Origin of the sequence: Shimia marina (assembly GCF_001458175.1) — a bacterium.
Lineage (GTDB): Bacteria > Pseudomonadota > Alphaproteobacteria > Rhodobacterales > Rhodobacteraceae > Shimia > Shimia marina.
On the sequence record NZ_CYPW01000040.1, the window covers coordinates 305,887 to 325,104 of the forward strand.

Genomic DNA, 19,218 nt, shown 5'->3' on the forward strand with positions numbered 1-19,218 from the left:
AAGGAGTGTGCAATGCTCACCATGAGCGATGATCACGGGCGGATCACCGTCATCAAACTGGCCTGCAGCCGATTGACCTCTGCGGATTTTGGCACGCTGCGACGGGCGCAGGTGCAAGCCGTGCAGCGCGGGCGCAGCGCCTTTCTTGTGGATTTGAGCGCGGTGCGGCGGATCACCCGATCTGGGTTGGCGGGGCTTGTCGAGTTTCAGAGCGCCGCGCCGCGTGAGGTGGTGATTGGCTATTTTGGGGCCTGTCCGGCGGTGGCGCGAGAGATTGACCGTTGTGCGCTGTCACGGCTTCTGACCGTGTTTGAAACGCGCGAGGCGGCACTTGCGGCCCCCGCGTTTCGGGCGCGGCGGCTTGCCGGGATGAAAGCTGTGGTGCTTGTGGCCGGGGCAGGCCGGCGTATGGCACCGTTAAGTGCGCAGACGCCCAAACCATTGCTGGATCTGATGGGGCGTCCGGTGCTGGAGCATGTGATGACACATCTGGCGGGATTTGGACTGCGGGATGTGCTGATCAATCCCGGACACCTCGGACCGCAGTTTCATGCACGTCTGAGCAGTGCGGGGCTGCGGCCGGTGCAGTTTTTCAATGAAGGGCGCTACCTTGGGCCACACTGGCAGGCCGCGCCTTTGGGCTCCGCGAGCACGTTGCTGGCCATGCAGGCGCAGCTGTCAGCTTTTGATGAGGATTTTGTCGTCATGTGCGGGGATGCGATCAGCACCGTTGATCTTGCGGAGATGGCCTCCTTGCATCGGCGCAGCGGTGCGGATGTGACCCTTGCAGTACAGCAGGTGCCGCGTGATGCGGTACAAAATTACGGCATCCTTGAGATTGATGCGCAGGCGCGTGTGACCGGGTTTGTGGAAAAACCGACGCCAAAGCAGCCACCGTCCCGCCTTGCCAGCACCGGGATCTACATTTTTCACCCACGCGCGCTGCGTCATCTGGCCTATGGGGCGCCGCAGGACATTGCGCATGATCTCCTGCCAGCCATTTTGGCGGCGGGGGGGCGCATACAGGCTTATCAGGGGGCATTTGACTGGTGCGATATTGGCTGCCCGCGCGACTATTTTCTGGCCAATTCACGAGCCTTGCGGGGATTGCTGCCGCAGATCACGCCGCAGGGGCGCGAAATCCGGCGTCACGTTTGGGCGGCACCGGGGGCGGTTGTAGCACCCCGGGCTGTGATTGTCGGCCCCTGTTTCATTGGCGCGGATGCGGTGGTGGAAGCGGGGGCCAAGCTCGAAGGCCCCACGGTGATTGGCGCGGGGGCACATGTTTCAAGCCGTGTTCTGGTGCGGCGCTCCATTGTGATGGCACAAACCGCTGTGGCGCCGGGCAGTTGGGTGGATGACATGATTGTCAGTGGGGATTGGGCCGTGGATCACCGGTTTGCCGATGGCAGTGAACAGCCGCAAGAGCCGATGGAGGGCGTGAACTGGTGCGGCGATCGGCCCATTGCGGCACATAACCGGGATGTCACACCGGAGTGGAGGGTGGCGCAATGAGGCTGGCGCGCACAGGGCAGGGGCTGGTCGCGGTGCTGCTGGCATGTCTGTTGGCTGTGCCCGCCCGACCACTGTTGGCGCAGACAGCGGAGGTGCAAGGGGCACAGGCAGGGCGCGCGGCTGCGGCGTTGCCCCATCTGACCCGTGATCGATTTTGGATTTTGTGGGAACGCGTGCGTTATTTTGGCACGCATTGCCCCGCAGGTGCGACCTGTCAGGAGTTGCGCAGCTATTCCAGCAGGCCCCTGATCACCAACAACACAGGCTATATCTTTCGCCTGTTTGGTTTGCAGGAGGGGCCGGATCCTGAGAGCGATGTGCCCAAAGATCAAGCAGGCGCGCCGCAGGTCTGTCAGCCGGATGCCGCGCGCCGAATGCTGGGATTTGATCCGCTGGCCTTACCCAAATCGGTGAAAGGCGAAGTGCTGCGCGGGATTGAGGCACTGCATCTGGATATCACCGGGCTCAAGGCGCCGCCAGGTTTCGGCGCTGACTTCGGTCGTCAGCTGCAGGGAGAGTTTGTCAGCAAGCTTTCTGCGGCGGGATTGCGCGTGGTCAGTAAAGAAGAGCTGTCGCGGCTGCCGGGACAGCCGGTGCTCAACATCTATTTTTCTTTTTCCGATCCTGAGGACCTTTGTGATTACACCTATTCGGTTTTTGCCAGCCTGGCGCAGGACGTGCTTTTGGTGCGGGATCTGCGCATCAAAGTGGCGGCGGGCGTGTGGTCTTACTCCACGGGCAATACGGCCAAGGATCATCAGGGCACGGAAGCAGATGCGATCATGCGGGTGGTCGATGCGTTGATCCAAGCGCATCGGGAGGTCAATACGCCTTCGCGGTGAACCATAGAAATCAATGCCGTTGTCTGACACCGTTGAGAAAGTTTCAGTCCATGAAAACGCCCTACTTCAAGGCCTTTGAGAGCCGGAGGCCCCGGTTCAATTCCCCTATGACGCCTGTGCAAAGACGCCTGTGGCATGGATTGGCCGGGGTCAGTGCTGCCAGCGGCGCGCTGTATCTCCATTGGCGCTGGACCACCTCCTTGAACCCTGATGCACTGTTGTTTTCAGCATTGGTGGCCGGGGCGGAGACGTTGTTTTATCTTGGCGCACTGCTGTTTACGTTTGATATCTGGGACGAAGGCGACACGCCCCAGCAGCCGCCCCCCAAGATGCGTGAGGCGGCGGGATTGGACGGGGCGGCGGGGCCCATTGCGGTGGATGTCTTCATCACCACCTATGACGAGCCGCCAGAAGTGGTGGCGCCTTCGGTGCAGGAGGCCAAAGCTGTACAGGTGCCAGAGGGGGTGGGCATGCGCATCTGGCTTCTGGATGATGGCAACCGCGCCCAGATGGCAGATTTGGCGGCGCGTGAAAACATCGGCTATTTCGCGCGCGATACAAATGAGGGTTTCAAAGCGGGCAATCTGCGCAATGGGTTGTTGCAGACATCCGGCGATTTTGTGGTGATCTGTGATGCGGACACGCGGTTGTTTCCACGGTTTCTGCACAATACGTTGGGCTATTTCTGTGACCCTCAAGTGGCCTGGGTTCAGACGCCGCATTGGTTTTACGATCTGCCAGAAGGGCAGCCCTGGGCCGCGTGGCTCGCTCGGCATCTGGGGCTTTCGCCGAAGGGCACGCTGGCGCGCCGGGGAGGGGGGGCGCTGACATGGATCACGGGGCGGTCTCATGTCGGCAGCGATCCATTCATGAGTGATCCGTTGATGTTCTTTGATGTGATCCAGCGGCGGCGCAATCGTAATGGGGCGGCGTTCTGTTGTGGGGCGGGATCCATCCATCGGCGGGAGGCGGTGTTTGACGCGGCGCTCAAACGTAAGGCCTGCGCGGTAGGCAGGCTGGAGGTGGCGCGCGCGCTTGCGGGGCTGACTGTGCAAGATCAGCTGAGGGCGGTGCCGCTGGAACCTTATAAATTTCATGTCTCAGAAGATCTTTATACTTCGATCTTGCTGCATGAGGATTCTACGGCAGGCTGGCGCAGCGTCTATCATCCGCAAGTGGAATCGCGGATGCTGTCGCCGATGAGCCTTGAGGCCTGGGCAGGGCAGCGCTTGAAATATGCCGGGGGCAGTTTTGACATCGCGGTGCGGGACAATCCGCTGTGGCGCAGGGGCTTGAGCTGGCAGCAGAAGCTGCACTATGGCGCGACCTTCTGGTCTTACATCAGTTTGCTTTGGGCGCCGATCCTGTTGTTGGCACCGATGGTGTCATTGATCACAGGTGTGACTCCGGTGAAGGCCTATACAGTTGACTTTTTTGCGCATTTCTTGCCCGCAGTTCTGGCGGGGGAATTGGCCATGATCTGGGGGTGCAAGGGCCATGGGCTGGGCGCGGGACGGGTGCTTTCGGTGGCGGTTTTGCCGGTGCATATGCGTGCGCTTTACTGTGTTCTGCGCGGGCAACGGCCGGGATTTGCGCCGACGCCCAAATTGCCCATGAGCGGCGCAGGACGTCGCCACGTTGTGCCACATCTGCTGGTTATAGCGGCAATGAGCGCTGCAGTGGCGATAGGGATCTGGCGCACGTGGAGTGGGGATCCGGGGTTCAGCCCACCGTTGCTGGTGATCAACCTGTTCTGGCTGATGTGCAATATGATTTTGGTCGCACGCCTGCCGCTGGCAGCGTTGTTTCAAGGCGCTGTGCTGTCGCCGGATGCGGACGACATAGACGCTGAGGTGTCCTTTACGCCCAGATCTATGCTAGCTGAGAAGGAGGTGTTTCATGCCTGTCGATCGTCGATTTAGGCATGCTCCACGCCATCGTAACCGTGTGAGTGTGGCCTTTATGATTGGGGTTCTTGCCACCGCTGGTGTGGCGGTGGGCGCTGATGACTGGGGGCATGTGATGCGCCAGACCCGGCTGGGGGCCTTTCCGGACAGTGGCCAGGCGGCGCAGATGCCTGTGCCACAGCCCGCCCGTGGGCTGACTGCGCAGGATTGGCAGGATGCGCGCGTGGCCTGGGCCTATTTTGAGGCGCATTATCGCGCTGAGACCGGCTTTGTGGATGCTGTCTCACGCTATGCCAGCGCGACCCTATGGGATCAGGGCTCTTATCTGATGGCTTTGGTGGCTGCCGAAGGGCTTGGTTTGATCACGAGTAAAACCTTTGAGACGCGCAGCGCTGCCCTGCTGGCGGGGCTTGAGCGCCTGCCGCTTTTTGAGGGACGCTTGCCCAACAAAGCCTATGACACGCGCAGTCTGGCCATGGTGGATTACGAAAACACCCCTGTGCCTGAGGGCATCGGTTGGTCTGCGCTGGATGTGGCCCGTTTGTTGATGGCCTTACGTGCGCTGGAAATGCGCGCGCCGCAGTTTGGACCACCTGTGCGCCAGCTTCTGGCGAGCTGGGATCTTGGGGCGATGACAGCGGAGGGGCAGCTTTGGGGGGCGACACGCCACGCGGGAGAGACGGAGTATTTGCAGGAAGGCCGGATTGGCTATGAGCAATATGCTGCACGTGCGGCTGCCTTGTGGGGGCTGGATTCGCTGTATGCCAGCACGGCACGCCCGATTTTGGCCTGGCAGGAGATTCAGGGCGTGCAAGTGGGCACTGATCGGCGGCGCGCCCGCAGCTTTGGCGCGATCACTCCGGTGGCCAGTGACCCCTATCTGATGCAGGCGTTTGAGATGGGGCTGACTGCGGAGGCGGCGGTCTTGGCTGGGCGGCTCTATCAGGCACAGGAGGCCCGGTTTCTGGCCACCGGACAGTTGACCAGCGTGAGCGAAGACCACATCGATCAGGCCCCTCATTTTCTCTATGGCACGGTGTTTGGCAATGGCCGCGACTGGGCGGTTTTGAGTGAGGCGGGCGCACATTATCCACAGTTGCGCAGCATCAGTCTGAAGGCGGCGGTGGGCTGGGATGCGCTCTATGGCAGTGCATACACGCAAAAATTGCGGGCGGCGTTGCGGGATCTGGCCACGCCTGAGGGCTGGTTGGTGGGGCGCTATGAGGTGGATGGGCGGATCAATGCAGCTCTGACGCTGAACACCAATGCGGTTGTGCTGGAAGCGCTGCACTACAAACATCGAGGCCCGTTGCTGCAATAGGTGTTGCAGAGCGGCGTGATAGCCGCACAGAGAGATGTGAAACACAGAGAGATGTGAGACAAAGAAAGGGCGCGGTTTCTGCGCCCTTTTTTGTTCTTAAGAGCTGCGCGGTTTTGCGCAGGGGGTGAACGCCAGAGTATCTCTTCAGAAAGCGGTAAAAATGGGGGTGGCCACGGTGCTGAGGATGTCAGACAGGCGTTGGGGGGGGAGTGCCACCGTCAGGGTGGAGCGTGTGCCGGCCGGCAAGCTGGCCAGTGCCTCCTGTGTCATGGGGGGCAACTCGGTTGTGGCAAAACGCAGAGTGAGGCGCATGCTTCCGGGTGTTTGAGCTGTGGCTTCTGAGCGGTCAATCACCTGGCCTTCAAGTTGACGCTGTGCCGGGGGGAGGCCCGCAAGCTGCATGGAGAGTGTTGTGCCAATGGGCAAAAGCTCCGCCTGCGCGCGGGGCAGATCCACATAGGCCTCATAGCGGGTTTCGTCACTTTGCAACACCTGTGCCAGCACCAGGTCTATGTCACGGGGCTCTGAGCCGGTCAGATCACGCAGGCGGACCAGTTGACCGTTCTGTGGCGCGCGCAGCCAGGGAGTTTCATTCTGAGAGGTCAGGGTTTGCAGGCGTTGTTCGAGAAGGTCGGCGCGGCTTTCCAACTGCTGCACCTCCTGCAAGATGATTTCGTGATGATCCTCCTGGAGCGATGCCAGGGCAAATTCGAGATCGCGGATCAGGTTTTCCAGCGTTTCGCGCTCCAGCGCGGCGCGCAGCTTCAGGATTTGGCGCACCGGGTCCTGCGTGGCCTTGGCGCGCATCAGAAGCTCCTCTACGGCTAGAGCGCTTTGCCGACGCAGGCTGTCGCGCCGATGCATCAGCCGCTCCTGCTTCAGGCGATGGCGGCGGTGTAGGTGGAGACATTCGGCCTGCAACGCCTCTGTGCGTAGGTCTTCGAGAGGAGGCGTTGGGGGCGACTCTGGCGGGGATATAAGGGTGTCCTCACCCATCAGAAGACAGGCACGGTGGCGCGTGTTGCGGCCCAGTTCGGCTTCGGTTTCGGCGATGGCGGCGCGCAGGCGGGGCTGATCAAAGCGGGCAAGCTTCTGCCCCTGTGTTACCTCCGCCCCCTCCGCGACCATCATGGCGGTCAGGGAGACCCCCGCAGGCAATACAACCGGGCTGACTTGTGCGGTGCTTTCAAACTGGCCGATGTGATGCTGACTCTGGATCACCGGGATGTGGCGGGCGAAGGCCCAGGCGCTGAGTGCGAGAAGGGCGCAGATCAGCAGAGCCCAGATCAGCCAGACCAAAGGGCGCAACGTTATGAAGCGGGGGGCGCGCATATCAAGCTTGGGGTGTTGCATCGCTATCCACCTTGCGCGCATTCAACAGGCGTGGGTCATAGGTTTTGATGGTGACCAGAAGATGGCCGTCACCCTGTGAGGCCCCGGTCTCTACCTCTAGACAATCCCGCGTGATTTTGGCGAGAGGAGAGAGCCGTTCCCCTTCCACAGATGTTTGTGCCGCCGCGCGCGCCTTTTGCATTGCACCACTGGACAGGGCGAGGCGGGTGTCAATCATCTTCAATTGGCAGTGGCCCGCGAAGTGTTTGAACTCAAAGGACAATTGATCTGCGGCATATTCTGGGCCCGGGGCAGTTTGACAGGCGACACTGAGCATTTCATTGGCCACCATACAGACCGCGCGGCGGTTGGCCTCATCTCCGTCGCGGCGGAATTGGCTGCAGATCCAACCATCGAGAGCCTCCTCCTGATCCAGATCGCGGGGGCAGACAAAGCGGTTCCAGCCGGAAGATTGCCGGGCGCGGATTTCGGCGGTTGGGGCAAATTCGATGACGCGGCCATTCTGCATCATCAGAAGGTGATCACAGGCCTCAAGCAGACGCCGGTTTTCGGTGATGATCAGGCTGATGTGGCCGAGGCGGGATTCGGCCCGGATACGATCGCTCAGGGCCGTCATCAGAGTTTCATTGGCGCCATCTTCGGGACGGTCAAAGAGGTAAAGCTGTGGCCGCAGCGTGAGGGCACGGGCCAGTGACAGTGCCTTTTGCTCTGTGCGCGACAGATGGGTGACATCCGTCGTGGTTTCGATGCGATTGACGGTATCTGCAGTAAACACAAGGGATTGCAGCACGCGTCGTGCGCGCGTCACCTGCGCCTCGTCTGCAAAGCATGTGAGATTATTCGCGCCGCCACCGGGTACGGATAGGGGCTCTGGTGGCACAAAGACGCTGCTCAGCTGGCGCTCATGCGCGTGCCGCTCCCACAGGGGAGTGCCATGCAGTGCCACATGGCCGCGCACAGACAACCTTGTCATGTCATGGGGGGCATGCAGGGCCCGCATCAGTAGGGATTTTGCGGAAAAACTGTCTCCGCAGATGCCGATAATGGCACCGGGCTCGGCCTGAAAAGAGACATCCGTCAGCAAGAGGCGGCCATCTGGGGCGCGCACCGATAGATGACTGACAATCAGGGCGGTGTCCGTCTCTGCGTCCTCGGATACATAGGGGGCGGGCAGTGCGATCACCTCAGCGGCGCGATGCGTGTTTTCCGGATCGTGCCGCGTATTTTGGCGGAAGAAGGCGATGAAAGCCTGCACAGACCAGGCGGTGATCAGTGCGGCAGTGGCCACAGCGGAAAGATCCAGCACATCCTGTGCCGTCAGCCAGCTTGCCAGAGCCAGTGCCCCGATCAGTGTGCTAAGGCCCAGGGCGCGGCATAGTGCGGTGAACAGCGGGCTTTCGCCGCGCGCAGCGTTGGCCATATCCACTGCACGCTGATCGCGGCCGGATAGAAAGGAGATAGCCTCTTGTGGCACAAAGGCCCAAAGCGGCTCCCCGGGCAGGCCGCGATCCGCCAGCCGGCTCAGCCCCCAAGCCAGTGCCCCGCCCAGCACAAAGGGGATGGCGAGCCGTAGATCCAGCATGGCCAGCACCGTTCCAGCCAGAACCCCCACCACCGCGCGCCCGAAAGCGGCATGGCGCAATCGCATGTAGCGATACCCGGCGAGGGCACGCGCATGGCCAACATCAAAAATCAGAATGCCGATGATTGGCACAAGCGCGCCCGCAAAAAGCAGGGGGGCCAGGATGCTCTGCTGATTTAGGGCCACTTGATCATAGAAAAACACAATAAAAACAGCGGTTGCCAACAGGCAGACACCAGCGCCCATGGAAAACAGCACCGAGATAAACGCCGCCCAGGCTGGCGTAGCGCGATCCCGGTAGGTCGTGGCCATCACTGTGGCAGATTTTTCCGCGGATTGCGCAGCAGTGGACGTTGCACGCGATGTTGCGCGGGTGGCCTTCAAACCGGACGACACAGGCTGGCCAGCACCCGGTTGGGACGACACATCAGACATAACCAAAACACCTCAAAACACATTATCAAATATACGATCCGCGAGTTAACAATTACTTGATCTTCAATTATTTCTTATCTTTTTGTTCTTATTTTGTTTTTCGGATATTTTGTGTTGGTTGTATTTTTTTAACGTATTTGGATTTTCATAAATGTGTTCCGTTTGGAGTGTGTTTTATGAAGAGTGATGATGGATTGCGCAAACGGTCTCCGTGGTGGGGGATTGTCGTGTTCTGCATGGCGGCGCTATCGCTTGGGGGGGCGAGCTATGGCGTGGGGATTTCGGCGCGTAAGATTTTTCTCGCACAGGAAGAAGAGATCATCCCGATCATCGCGGGCGGCGCGCTGGATGACATTCCTGCCTTGATGCGTGGCAATCTGCCCAGCGTGACAACCAGCATGGTATTTGGGGAAGAGCGGCATGTGAAACCCCCGCGCATGTGTGACATGCCGGAGGATTTTTTTGAGATATTGCCGCGCGCGCAGGGGGCGGCCCATGGCTATGATAAATACAATGGGTATATTCGGAAGTATCGCGCCAGACGGGGATTTTTACATGAACGGGAATTGCGGGCGGCGCGGGTGGCCTGGCATTATTTTGAGACCTATACGCAGCCCAATACCGGCCTTGCCAATTCGGTAGGTAATTATCCATCAACCACGCTTTGGGATACAGCGTCTTATATCGCTGGATTGGTCGCCGCTTATGAATTGTGCCTGATTGAAAAGCCGGAGTTTGACCGGCGCATTACACAGCTTTTGACGACCATCAAAGGGTTGGAGTTGTTTCGCAAAGAGCTGCCCAACAAAGTGTATCACACCCAGACCGGCGCCAAGGTGGATTACACCAACAAGCCCGGAGAGATTGGGTTTTCTGCGCTGGATATTGGCCGGTTTCTGGTCTGGATGCGGATCTGCAAGAACCGCTATCCTTATCTCGCCAACACCATCGACTCTGTTCTGTTGAAGTGGGATTTCCGCAATGTGCTGGATGCAGAAGGGTTGATGTTTGGAGCCTATGTGGATTCCGAAACAGACGAGACCGTTTATGCACAGGAAGGGCGCCTAGGCTATGAGGAATATGCCGCAAAGGGCTTTGCGCTCTGGGGGTTTCAGCCGCGTCTGGCCCATCGTGCAGAACCGTTTCTGACGGCGTCAATCTATGGGGTGCAAGTGCCCTATGATGGGCGTGACCCGCGGGTGTTTCACTCTCAGAACTACGTGGTCACGGAAAGCTACCTTCAAGATGGGCTCGAGCTTGGCTTTGACATGCCCCATGATGACAGCAGCCCGGCCTGGGTGCACACCGATGGCTGGCGTGCGGAATTTGCGGACCGGATCTATCAGGTGCAGGAGAACCGCTGGCGTCAGACGGGTTTTATGACCGCGCGCTCAGAGCACAATGTGAAGGGGCCGCCCTATTTCACTTATGATACGATTTTCTCAGACGGCTACCCCTGGAATACGGTCACGCCACGGGGGGACTATGTGCCCGACCATGCGGCAGTCTCCGGCAAGGCGGCGCTGGGCCTTTGGGCGCTGTGGGACACGGACTATACCGATGTGCTCTATGAGGCGATGATTGAGCTTTATGATCCTGAAAATGGCATGTTTGAAGGGCTTTATGAGCGCGGGCAGGGCCGGGTTGAGATTTTCACCGCCAACAACAACGGCATTATTCTAACTGCCCTACTGCATAAGGTGCAGGGCACCATCCTGACGCCTTACATTGGCGACACCGAAGTCTGGTACACCGCCTTTCGCGATCAGGACATTCGTCTGCTGCGCAATTACCCCGACCCACCGCAAAAAGAGGACTGGCTGCCGGCGCTGCGTCACTCCGTACAAGAGAAGGCTGATTTCTGATGAGATATCCCAAGCACGTGCGAATGACTTTGATGGGCTTCCTGTTGGTCTGGGCGCTGCCTGCGGGCGGGCAGGCACCGGATGCCACGGGGGGCGGGCCAGAGGCCTTTGCCTCTGAAAATGCCATTTTGGACACCTCGATTCCCTTTGCCATTGGCGCGCGTGAGGCGCGACAGGCACTGCGCGGTTCTTTTGGCTGGCCCAGTTTTCAGGAAGGTCTGGTGGAGGGGGTGTATTTTCGGTTTGATCCGGATGGCTATGCCCGTTTTGCGCCAACGCCACGTCTGGACACAGATGTGTTTGAGGTGATTTGCCGTCCACGCACCTATGCCTGCGCCGCCCGCAAGAGCGGCATCGAAGTTTTCCTGACCGAACGCGGGCAGTTGCAGCTGAAGCTGGAAGATGCGCTGGCGGGGGATACGTTTTACGTGATGGAAGGTGTGTCCGAGATACAGGTGCCAGAGCGCATTTTGCAGCCTCTTGATGTGCAGCTGGAGCTGCTTTTGGGGGCTGGGGGCGATCTGGTCACCCGGCGTGGCGGGGCCGAAGTCGGGCGCGTATCGCTCAAGGGATTTTCCGCGGTCACTGCCTATCTGCGCTGGATTGCTGCGCGGCAGGACTATTCTGTTTTACCGAGAGGGTGGCCGGTGCCCAATGCCGAAGGGGCCGGGGCGGCCAATACCATGACTCAAGCCGCCAGTTGGAACTCCCCGATGCCGCAGCCGCAGGTGCTGGCACCCGAATATCTGTCCAATCTTGCGGGTGCCCCCGTGGCGCGGGCCCCGGCCACCACCGCGGCGCCGATTGTTACCGGTGCTGCAGTTGAGCCTGCGCCTGTTGCGGCACCAGTGGCCTTGCCGCCAGTGCCCGCCACCGCGCATGCGGGGCCGATGGGAACGCCCACAGAGCTTGGTCAAGCCGAGGCTCTGCGCGCAGAAATCGAAACGCTCAAGCACATCATATTGCAGCAGGGCCTTCAGAGCAGCACAGACGATTTTGAGCGTTCTCAGGAGGGCACGCGCGCGCCGATGGGCACCATGGCGCGGCCTTCTGCCTGGTCTGTAGGTGAGGCGGAGAACACTGCAACGCTGGCGCAGTTGAGTGCCGCTATTGCCGCAATGCAGACCCAGATTGAAAACCTGCGTGCACCGATGGCCGCGCCGTCTGTCGTAAGTGGTGGCGCGTCGCAGAGTCCGCAGGCAGCTTTACCGATGGGGTGGCCGAGCGAGGGAGCCGCGCAGGGCGTGGCCGAGGGCTTCGCCGTGCCCGAGCCGTTGGTTGCCACAACTGAAGGGGCGGTCCGTATGGCGCAGGCGGAGACGGTGCCTTTCCTGATGCAACGCTATGGTATGTCGCAAGAGGCGGCACAAAAGCTTGCCCTGCGGGCCGAACAGGAGGCGAAGCTGCGCCCTGAAACTTTGACGCCTGCGCCGTTTGGGGCGACACCTGCGCGCGCGCAAGCTCAATTGGGGGCGAGCGCGCCAACACAAACCGCAGCAGGGGTGATGTATCAAAGCACATTGGTGGATCAGATTCTGGCCGAGCTGGAAAATGATTTGCAAGTGCAGGGCGCACCGCAGCAAAACGACGCGGAGAGCGCGGTGCGGGTAGAGGACTACGTGCTGTTGTCGCAATATTTTAAATCAGCGGCCTTACCGCAGTTGCAGGAAATGGCTCGACAGGCCTCAAAGACGCAGGTGTCGCCTTGATCGCAGTGCGCATTTGCCAAGCCTTGCAGGCGTATCACGCGCCCGCGTCACAACCCCGTCAGCGCCGCCAAAGCGCTTGCACACTTATGGGGGCTTTCGGTATCCCTGTGAAAAGACTTGAGGTTGCCAGAGCATTCCATGAGATTTGCACAGCGGTTTATCCAGATGGGATCTGCATTTTGGGCAGGTTGTTTGGCTGTGCTACCGTCCTGCGTGTTATCGGGGCAGGTGACGGTTTTTGCTGCCGCGAGCTTGAAAGAGCCGCTGGAAGCGGCCGCCGCGCAGTTTGAAGCGCAGACAGGGCATGATGTTGTCCTGTCTTTTGCCGGATCCTCAACATTGGCACGCCAAATCACATATGGTGCGCCTGCGGATGTGTTTGTGTCGGCCAATGTCGCATGGATGGAGCATCTGATTGCGCAGGGGGCGCTGCTAGCGGAGAGCGAAAAAACGCTGTTTGGCAACCGTTTGGCGCTTGTGATGCCTGCGGACCAAGATGTGTCGGCGGCAGATTTTCCTGCGCAGGACCTTGCGGAATTTCTGGGCGATGGGCGCATGGCGATGGCGCTGGTGGAGGCTGTGCCTGCCGGGATCTATGGGCGGCAAGCTTTTGAGGCGCTGGGTCTGTGGCCAGAGCTGGCACCGCAGGTGGCGCAGGTGGACAATGTGCGTGCGGCGCTGGCGCTTGTGGCATTGGGAGAGGTGCGCGCCGGGGTGGTTTATGTGACGGATGCCGCCGCTGAGGGCCGTGTGCAGATTGCCGCAGTTTTTCCTGAGGAGCTGCATGATGACATAGTTTACCCCGCTGCCATTGTGCAGGGGCAGGATCGGCCGGAAGTACGGGCCTTTATGACCTTTTGGGAGGGAGAGGCGACACAGGCGGCTTTTGCGCAGCATGGGTTTCGCCTTTTGAGGCGCGCGCCATGATCGGCTGGTTGGGGCCTGAGGAATGGGCGGTTGTGCTCTTGTCCTTGAAAGTGGCCTTTTGGGCCATGATCGGCGCCGCGCTACCCGGCATTTTGGTGGCCTTTGTGCTGGCGCGGCTGGAGTTTCCGGGCAAGCAGGTGCTCAATGTGCTGGTGCATCTGCCTCTGGTACTGCCGCCGGTGGCGACCGGTTATCTGCTGTTGGTGACCTTTGGTACGCAGGGCATGATTGGCGCGGCTCTGAAAGAGGTTGGTCTTGTGTTTGCCTTTCGCTGGACCGGGGCGGCCCTGGCGGCGGCGGTGATGGCCTTTCCGCTGTTGGTGCGGGCCATTCGCCTGTCGATTGAGGCGATTGACCCGAAACTTGAAGAGGCTGCCGCCACGCTGGGAGCCTCACGGTTGCGGGTGTTTGCCACCATCACCCTGCCTCTAATGCTGCCGGGGCTTTTGGCAGGATTGGTGCTGGCCTTTGCCAAGGCGATGGGGGAATTTGGGGCCACAATCACCTTTGTGAGCAACATTCCAGGGCAGACCCGCACGTTGCCCAGTGCGATCTATGCGTTCTTGCAGGTGCCGGGTGGTGAGGCCGCAGCGATGCGTCTTGTTGTGGTGAGCATTGTCATCGCGGCAGGGGCGCTGGTGCTGTCTGAAGTTCTGGCGCGGCGCATTGCCGCCCGAGTGGGGCAGGCATGAGCATATCAGTACACATTCAGCAGCAGTATTCCGGGTTTGATCTCGATGTCGCTTTTGATGTGCCTAAAGGGCTGACGGTATTGTTTGGGCGTTCGGGATCAGGCAAAACCAGCGTGATCAATGCGGTGGCTGGTCTCAACCGGGCGTGTCAGGGGCGTATTGAGGTGGATGGGCAAGTCTTGAGCGACACGGCTGCGGAGCTTTGGGTGCCGGCCCATAAGCGCGCGCTTGGCTATGTGTTTCAGGAAGGCCGTTTGTTTCCACATATGACGGTGCGGCAGAATTTGCTTTACGGTCATAGAATGGCGCGGGGGCGGCCTGAGATTGCCAGCTTTGATCAGGTTGTGGACCTCTTGGGGATTGGTACTGTGCTGGCCCGTCGTCCGGCAGATCTTTCTGGCGGAGAGAAGCAGCGCGTGGCCATTGCTCGGGCTCTGTTGGCGCGGCCGCGTCTGATCCTTGCGGATGAACCGTTGGCCGCGTTGGATGCGCCGCGCAAGTCGGAAATCCTGCCGTATTTTGAACGGTTGAGAGATGAGTTTTCCCTGCCCATTCTGTATGTGACCCACTCCATGGCGGAAGTGGCGCGTCTTGCGACAACGGTTGTGGCGCTCAAAAACGGGAAGGTGGAGCGCGTGGGCGCGGCAGCAGATCTACTGTCTGATCCAAGCTTCACGCCTCTGGGGCCGCGAGAGGTTGGCGCGGTGCTTGATGCCAAGGTGGCGTGCCATCACGCAGACGGGCTGACGGAGCTTAACGCCAATGGGGTGGCGCTGTTGTTGCCAAAGCTGGCACAGGATGTTGGAAAGCCGGTGCGTGTGCGGGTTGCGGCGCAGGATGTGATCCTGTCACGCGAGGTCCCCACAGGTTTGTCGGCGCTCAATATTGTGGCAGGGCAGGTGTGCTCTGTGCGGTCTGGGGGCGGGCCGGGGGCGATTGTGGCGCTTGAGACAGCGGCGGGACGCATATTGGCGCGCGTCACCCGACGCTCTGCCACAGCGCTTGGGCTTGTGGAGGGCACCTGTTGTTATGCGGTGATCAAATCCGTGTCCGTGGCCCCGCAGGATATTGGCGCGGGATAAGGCGCAGTGTGTGACTGTGAGAGGTATTGCGGGTGTCTCACAACACGCCGATTTCTGCCAAGGCGCGGTTGAGCTCTTCGGGGAGAACATCATCGCTGGCCCGTCCTTCGGGCAGATCTGCGGGCGCATCTTCTGGCTTCAGGTACCGCCATCCCTGAAACGGGCGTTTGAGAGCGGCCTGCGTGAGGTAGATCTGCGGCTTGAGCACAATTGCGCAGCGGCGTACGCCATCTGATCCAAAGACCTCATCCAGACGTAAGATGGGCTGTCGGCACTGAATGGCCCCTTTTATGACCCAGTAGATCGAGCCGCCGTTCAGGATTTCAGCTTCCCGTTTGGGCCACATGCGGGTCACGTGGCGGGGCAGGCCATCTGGGAAGCGCGCCAAGTTGGCTTCTTGCCAGGCGGCGAGTGTTTCCGGGCTTTCTGTTCCGACGGAGAGTTTGACGAGATGGACGGTTTTACCCACAGTTTTTCCACAGTTTTATGCGATAATCACACCGTATATGGTGTTGAGTTTGTGCTCAACCCCTAAATAGTGTGTTTGCCTGTTGTGCCTATGGCTTTGTGGTGTTTATATTATCTTACACCACCTCCAACACACATCAAGTCAATCAAGGAAGCCAGCGATGAGTCGTTTCGCCGCCCCAATTGCAGAACAAATCTGGGATATGAAGTATCGTTTCAAGGAGGCGGATGGCACACCGATTGATTTATCGGTGGAGGACAGTTGGCGGCGGATTGCGCGCGATCTGGCACGCGTGGAGAAAGACCCCGATCAATGGGAAGATAAATTTTACGCTGCGCTGGAGGACTTTAAATATCTGCCAGCCGGCCGCATCACTGCCGGTGCAGGCACCGCGCGTCAGGTGACTTTGTTCAACTGCTTTGTGATGGGCACGGTGCCAGACAGCATGTCAGGCATTTTTGACATGCTCAAGGAAGCGGCGCTGACCATGCAGCAGGGTGGGGGCATTGGCTATGATTTTTCCACCATCCGTCCACGTGGCGCAGATGTGAAAGGGGTTGCTGCGGATGCTTCTGGCCCGCTGTCGTTCATGGATGTGTGGGACGCCATGTGCCGCACCATCATGAGCGCGGGCAGCCGTCGCGGCGCGATGATGGCGACCATGCGCTGTGATCACCCGGATATTGAAGCGTTCATCACCGCAAAATCCGATCCCGCACGTCTGCGGATGTTCAATATGTCCGTGCTGGTGACGGATGCCTTTATGGAGGCCGTGAAAGCAGATGGCCCATGGGAGCTCGTGTTTAAAGATCGCGTGTATCATACGGTGCAGGCGCGGGACTTGTGGAACAAGATCATGCAGAGCACCTATGAGTATGCGGAGCCCGGTGTGATTTTCATTGATCGCATCAACCAGCGCAACAATCTGAGCTATGTGGAAGAGATCGCGGCCACCAATCCCTGTGGCGAACAGCCCTTGCCACCTTATGGTGCCTGCCTTCTGGGATCGATCAATCTGGCCCGTCTGGTGAGAGATCCGTTTGAGACGAATGCGGAGCTCAATGAGGCGGCGTTGACCGAGTTGGTGGCGACCGCTGTGCGTATGATGGACAATGTGGTGGATGCCTCCAAGTTTCCGCTGGAGCAGCAGGCGCAGGAAGCCCAAGCCAAGCGCCGTATTGGTCTTGGTGTGACGGGGCTTGCGGATGCTTTGTTGATGCTTGGCCTGAAATACGGCACCGAGGAAGCGGCGCGTCAGACCGAAGCCTGGATGAAAGCGATCGCCCGCGCCGCCTATCTGGCGTCAGTGGATTTGGCCGAGGAGAAAGGGGCTTTCCCGCTCTTTGACAAGGAAAAATACCTTGCGGGGGGCATGGTTCAGGATCTGGATGAAGACGTGAAAGAAGCGATTGCGGAACATGGCATCCGCAATGCTTTGCTGACCTCCATTGCCCCCACAGGCACCATCAGCCTGTATGCGGGCAATGTCAGCTCTGGCATCGAGCCGGTGTTTGCCTATGCCTATACGCGCAAGGTTTTGCAGAAGGACGGCTCCCGCACCGAAGAAGAGGTGGTGGATTATGCCGTGCAGCTGTGGCGGGATAAGTTTGGTGACAAGACGCTGCCAGAGTATTTTGTGAATGCGCAGACGCTTGAACCCGCAGCCCATGTGCGCATGCAGGCGGCGGCGCAGAAATGGATCGACAGCTCTATTTCCAAGACGATCAACTGCCCCGAAGACATCAGCTTTGATGCGTTCAAGGATGTCTACATGCAGGCCTGGGACAGTGGTTGTAAAGGGTGCACAACCTATCGGCCCAATGATGTGACCGGTTCCGTGCTCAGTGTTGCAGATGAGAAACCTCCGGCGGAAGCGCCAGAGCAGGTGCGGGGAGGCGACGATGCGGCCGAGGTGATTTACATGTCGGAACCTCTACAGCGCCCGCAGAGCCTTGAAGGGGCCACATACAAGCTCAAATGGCCTGACAGCGAGCATGCGATTTATCTGACGGTGAATGATGTGGTGATCAATGGACACCGTCGTCCATTTGAAGTGTTCATCAACTCCAAGAATATGGAACATTACGCGTGGACGCTGGCGCTGACACGGATGATTTCCGCTGTTTTCCGGCGCGGGGGCGATGTGTCCTTTGTGGTGGAAGAGCTGAAAGCGGTGTTTGATCCTCGTGGCGGGGCTTGGATGGAGGGTAAGTACATCCCTTCCATCTTGGCGGCCATCGGCGGCGTATTGGAGCGCCATATGATTGCGATTGGCTTCATTGAAGGCGAGGGTATGGGATTGAAATCCGACCCAAAGGCCGAGGTGATGGCCGTGGGCGAAGCGCCGCGTGGCAAGGCCTGCCCCAGTTGCGGGGAGTTTGGCCTGCAGATGGTTGAAGGCTGTATGACCTGCCCGAGTTGTGGGTATTCCAAGTGCGGATGACGTTTGCGACGCCTTTTGTGTGGTGTTGTGAAAGCTCGCATCAGTCTGCAATTTGAGCAGTTCAAATCGCAATTCTGACCACCAATGGTTTGCTACCGCTTTCAAGGGGCGGTGGCATTTTCGTTCTCTTTATGAGGTACTGTCAGAGAAGCTTGTGTAGATTTGGTAGCTCGAGCACACTCTGGCTTCGTTTTTGTAGTGAGCCTTGTACCAGGCATGTAGTTCCTCACAGTGTACCCGTCAATTTTGTCAGAATGCCGCTCTGGAGAACGGTCAAATTCTCAGGTGACAAAGGTTAACTGCAAAGCTTCACCCGGCTTTGAATGCGGCACTCATATTGCTTCACCCACAAAGTACAACTACTGATTGATCCGAGGCATTCTATTTAGAAGGTCCTGAATTTGGTTCACTTTTTTCAATGGAGCATAAGATCAGCGACTATTTCCATCGCTAAACCTCCTGAGCGAAGAATACGTGCTTGTGCAAGCATGGAAGAAGTCAGCAGCCCAGATCCGTTATCACAATTGGTTCTCTGACACCTTGGAACTCGATCGCGCAGCAGCAGATCTGCCGAACTTCATTGCCCGTCTATCGGATCAACTGAAAGGTGGCAGATATGAAACGTCACCCCTTAAGCTTGTTCCTGCTCCAAAAAGCCAAAGTTGGCACGTCGACTCCACAGGGCTTTGGCGACCTCTTCCCGGAGAGAAAGACAAGATTCGCCCTCTCGCCCATGTCAGCCTTTCCGTTGAAGCGCTCGATGAATGCGTTCTGGGTTGGTTTTCCTGGCGCGATGTAGTGCCAGTCGATGCTGGTTTCCTGCACCCATCTTAGAACAGCCATACTGGTGAACTCGGTTCCATTGTCAGACACGATCGTGCACGGCACGCCCCGCTCTGCAATCAACCGGTCCAGTTCCCGGGTGACCCGCAAGCCCGACAGCGATGTATCGGCCACCAGCGCCAGGTTCTCCCGCGTGTGATCATTGACCCAGCCCCTTGATCCGGGCCGTTTGGATGTAGAATCCGTTCCTGTTTCTTTCTTGTGATTAGGTTGCGGTCAAGGCCTGCTGAGCG

13 protein-coding genes and 1 pseudogene are annotated in these 19,218 nt (G+C 59.2%); 10 read left to right on the forward strand and 4 right to left on the reverse strand.

Features of this window, described 5'->3' with window-relative positions; all coding sequences use genetic code 11:
* Positions 1–12 precede the first annotated feature (12 nt).
* The 4 genes from SHM7688_RS19150 to SHM7688_RS19165 are packed head-to-tail and all read left to right on the forward strand — an operon-like array spanning position 13 to position 5,585.
* On the forward strand, positions 13–1,515 hold the full coding sequence (locus tag SHM7688_RS19150) for a sugar phosphate nucleotidyltransferase (RefSeq protein ID WP_058241538.1): 1,503 nt from the start codon (positions 13–15) through the stop codon (positions 1,513–1,515).
* Positions 1,512–2,357 carry a hypothetical protein gene (locus SHM7688_RS19155; RefSeq protein WP_058241539.1) on the forward strand — a complete coding sequence of 282 codons (846 nt, stop codon included), beginning with the start codon at positions 1,512–1,514 and terminating at the stop codon, positions 2,355–2,357. Before SHM7688_RS19150 ends, SHM7688_RS19155 begins: the two co-directional genes overlap by 4 nt.
* A 50-nt stretch (positions 2,358–2,407) precedes the next feature.
* The gene (locus SHM7688_RS19160; RefSeq protein ID WP_083499120.1) at positions 2,408–4,279 is read left to right on the forward strand and encodes a glycosyltransferase family 2 protein; all 1,872 of its coding nucleotides are present in this window, start codon (positions 2,408–2,410) and stop codon (positions 4,277–4,279) included.
* On the forward strand, positions 4,257–5,585 hold the full coding sequence (locus tag SHM7688_RS19165; protein ID WP_083499121.1) for a DUF3131 domain-containing protein: 1,329 nt from the start codon (positions 4,257–4,259) through the stop codon (positions 5,583–5,585). Before SHM7688_RS19160 ends, SHM7688_RS19165 begins: the two co-directional genes overlap by 23 nt.
* 144 nt (positions 5,586–5,729) lie before the next feature.
* On the opposite strand, the gene SHM7688_RS19170 is transcribed toward SHM7688_RS19165, so the two are convergent.
* Both SHM7688_RS19170 and SHM7688_RS19175 read right to left on the reverse strand, forming a co-directional pair.
* Entirely contained in the window at positions 5,730–6,938 is a 1,209-nt protein-coding gene (locus SHM7688_RS19170) for an HlyD family secretion protein (protein WP_058241542.1), read from the reverse strand.
* Entirely contained in the window at positions 6,919–8,955 is a 2,037-nt protein-coding gene (locus tag SHM7688_RS19175; protein WP_058241543.1) for an ATP-binding cassette domain-containing protein, read from the reverse strand. Before SHM7688_RS19175 ends, SHM7688_RS19170 begins: the two co-directional genes overlap by 20 nt.
* 176 nt (positions 8,956–9,131) lie before the next feature.
* On the opposite strand from SHM7688_RS19175, the gene SHM7688_RS19180 reads away from it, so the two are divergent.
* From SHM7688_RS19180 to modC, 5 genes are all read left to right on the forward strand, one after another.
* Positions 9,132–10,820, forward strand: a complete 1,689-nt coding sequence (locus SHM7688_RS19180) for a DUF3131 domain-containing protein (protein ID WP_058241544.1) — start codon at positions 9,132–9,134, stop codon at positions 10,818–10,820.
* 23 nt (positions 10,821–10,843) lie between these two features.
* On the forward strand, positions 10,844–12,529 hold the full coding sequence (locus SHM7688_RS19185) for a hypothetical protein (protein WP_058241545.1): 1,686 nt from the start codon (positions 10,844–10,846) through the stop codon (positions 12,527–12,529).
* A gap of 138 nt (positions 12,530–12,667) precedes the next feature.
* Positions 12,668–13,456 carry a molybdate ABC transporter substrate-binding protein gene (gene modA / locus SHM7688_RS19190; protein WP_144432639.1) on the forward strand — a complete coding sequence of 263 codons (789 nt, stop codon included), beginning with the start codon at positions 12,668–12,670 and terminating at the stop codon, positions 13,454–13,456.
* Complete coding sequence (gene modB / locus SHM7688_RS19195) at positions 13,456–14,148, forward strand: molybdate ABC transporter permease subunit (RefSeq protein WP_144432646.1); 693 nt, start codon at positions 13,456–13,458, stop codon at positions 14,146–14,148. Before modA ends, modB begins: the two co-directional genes overlap by 1 nt.
* Complete coding sequence (gene modC / locus SHM7688_RS19200) at positions 14,145–15,230, forward strand: molybdenum ABC transporter ATP-binding protein (protein ID WP_058241547.1); 1,086 nt, start codon at positions 14,145–14,147, stop codon at positions 15,228–15,230. The genes modB and modC overlap by 4 nt, the downstream gene beginning before the upstream one ends.
* A 37-nt stretch (positions 15,231–15,267) precedes the next feature.
* On the opposite strand, the gene SHM7688_RS19205 is transcribed toward modC, so the two are convergent.
* Positions 15,268–15,699 carry a DUF1489 family protein gene (locus SHM7688_RS19205; RefSeq protein WP_058241548.1) on the reverse strand — a complete coding sequence of 144 codons (432 nt, stop codon included), beginning with the start codon at positions 15,697–15,699 and terminating at the stop codon, positions 15,268–15,270.
* Positions 15,700–15,859: 160 nt separating this feature from the next.
* On the opposite strand from SHM7688_RS19205, the gene SHM7688_RS19210 reads away from it, so the two are divergent.
* Positions 15,860–18,142 carry an adenosylcobalamin-dependent ribonucleoside-diphosphate reductase gene (locus SHM7688_RS19210; protein WP_058241549.1) on the forward strand — a complete coding sequence of 761 codons (2,283 nt, stop codon included), beginning with the start codon at positions 15,860–15,862 and terminating at the stop codon, positions 18,140–18,142.
* A 741-nt stretch (positions 18,143–18,883) separates the two neighbouring features.
* Here the strand turns inward: SHM7688_RS19210 and SHM7688_RS19215 are convergent.
* Positions 18,884–19,132 (reverse strand): annotated as a pseudogene (locus tag SHM7688_RS19215) (DDE-type integrase/transposase/recombinase); the annotation flags it as partial.
* Between the last annotated feature and the right edge of the window lie 86 nt (positions 19,133–19,218).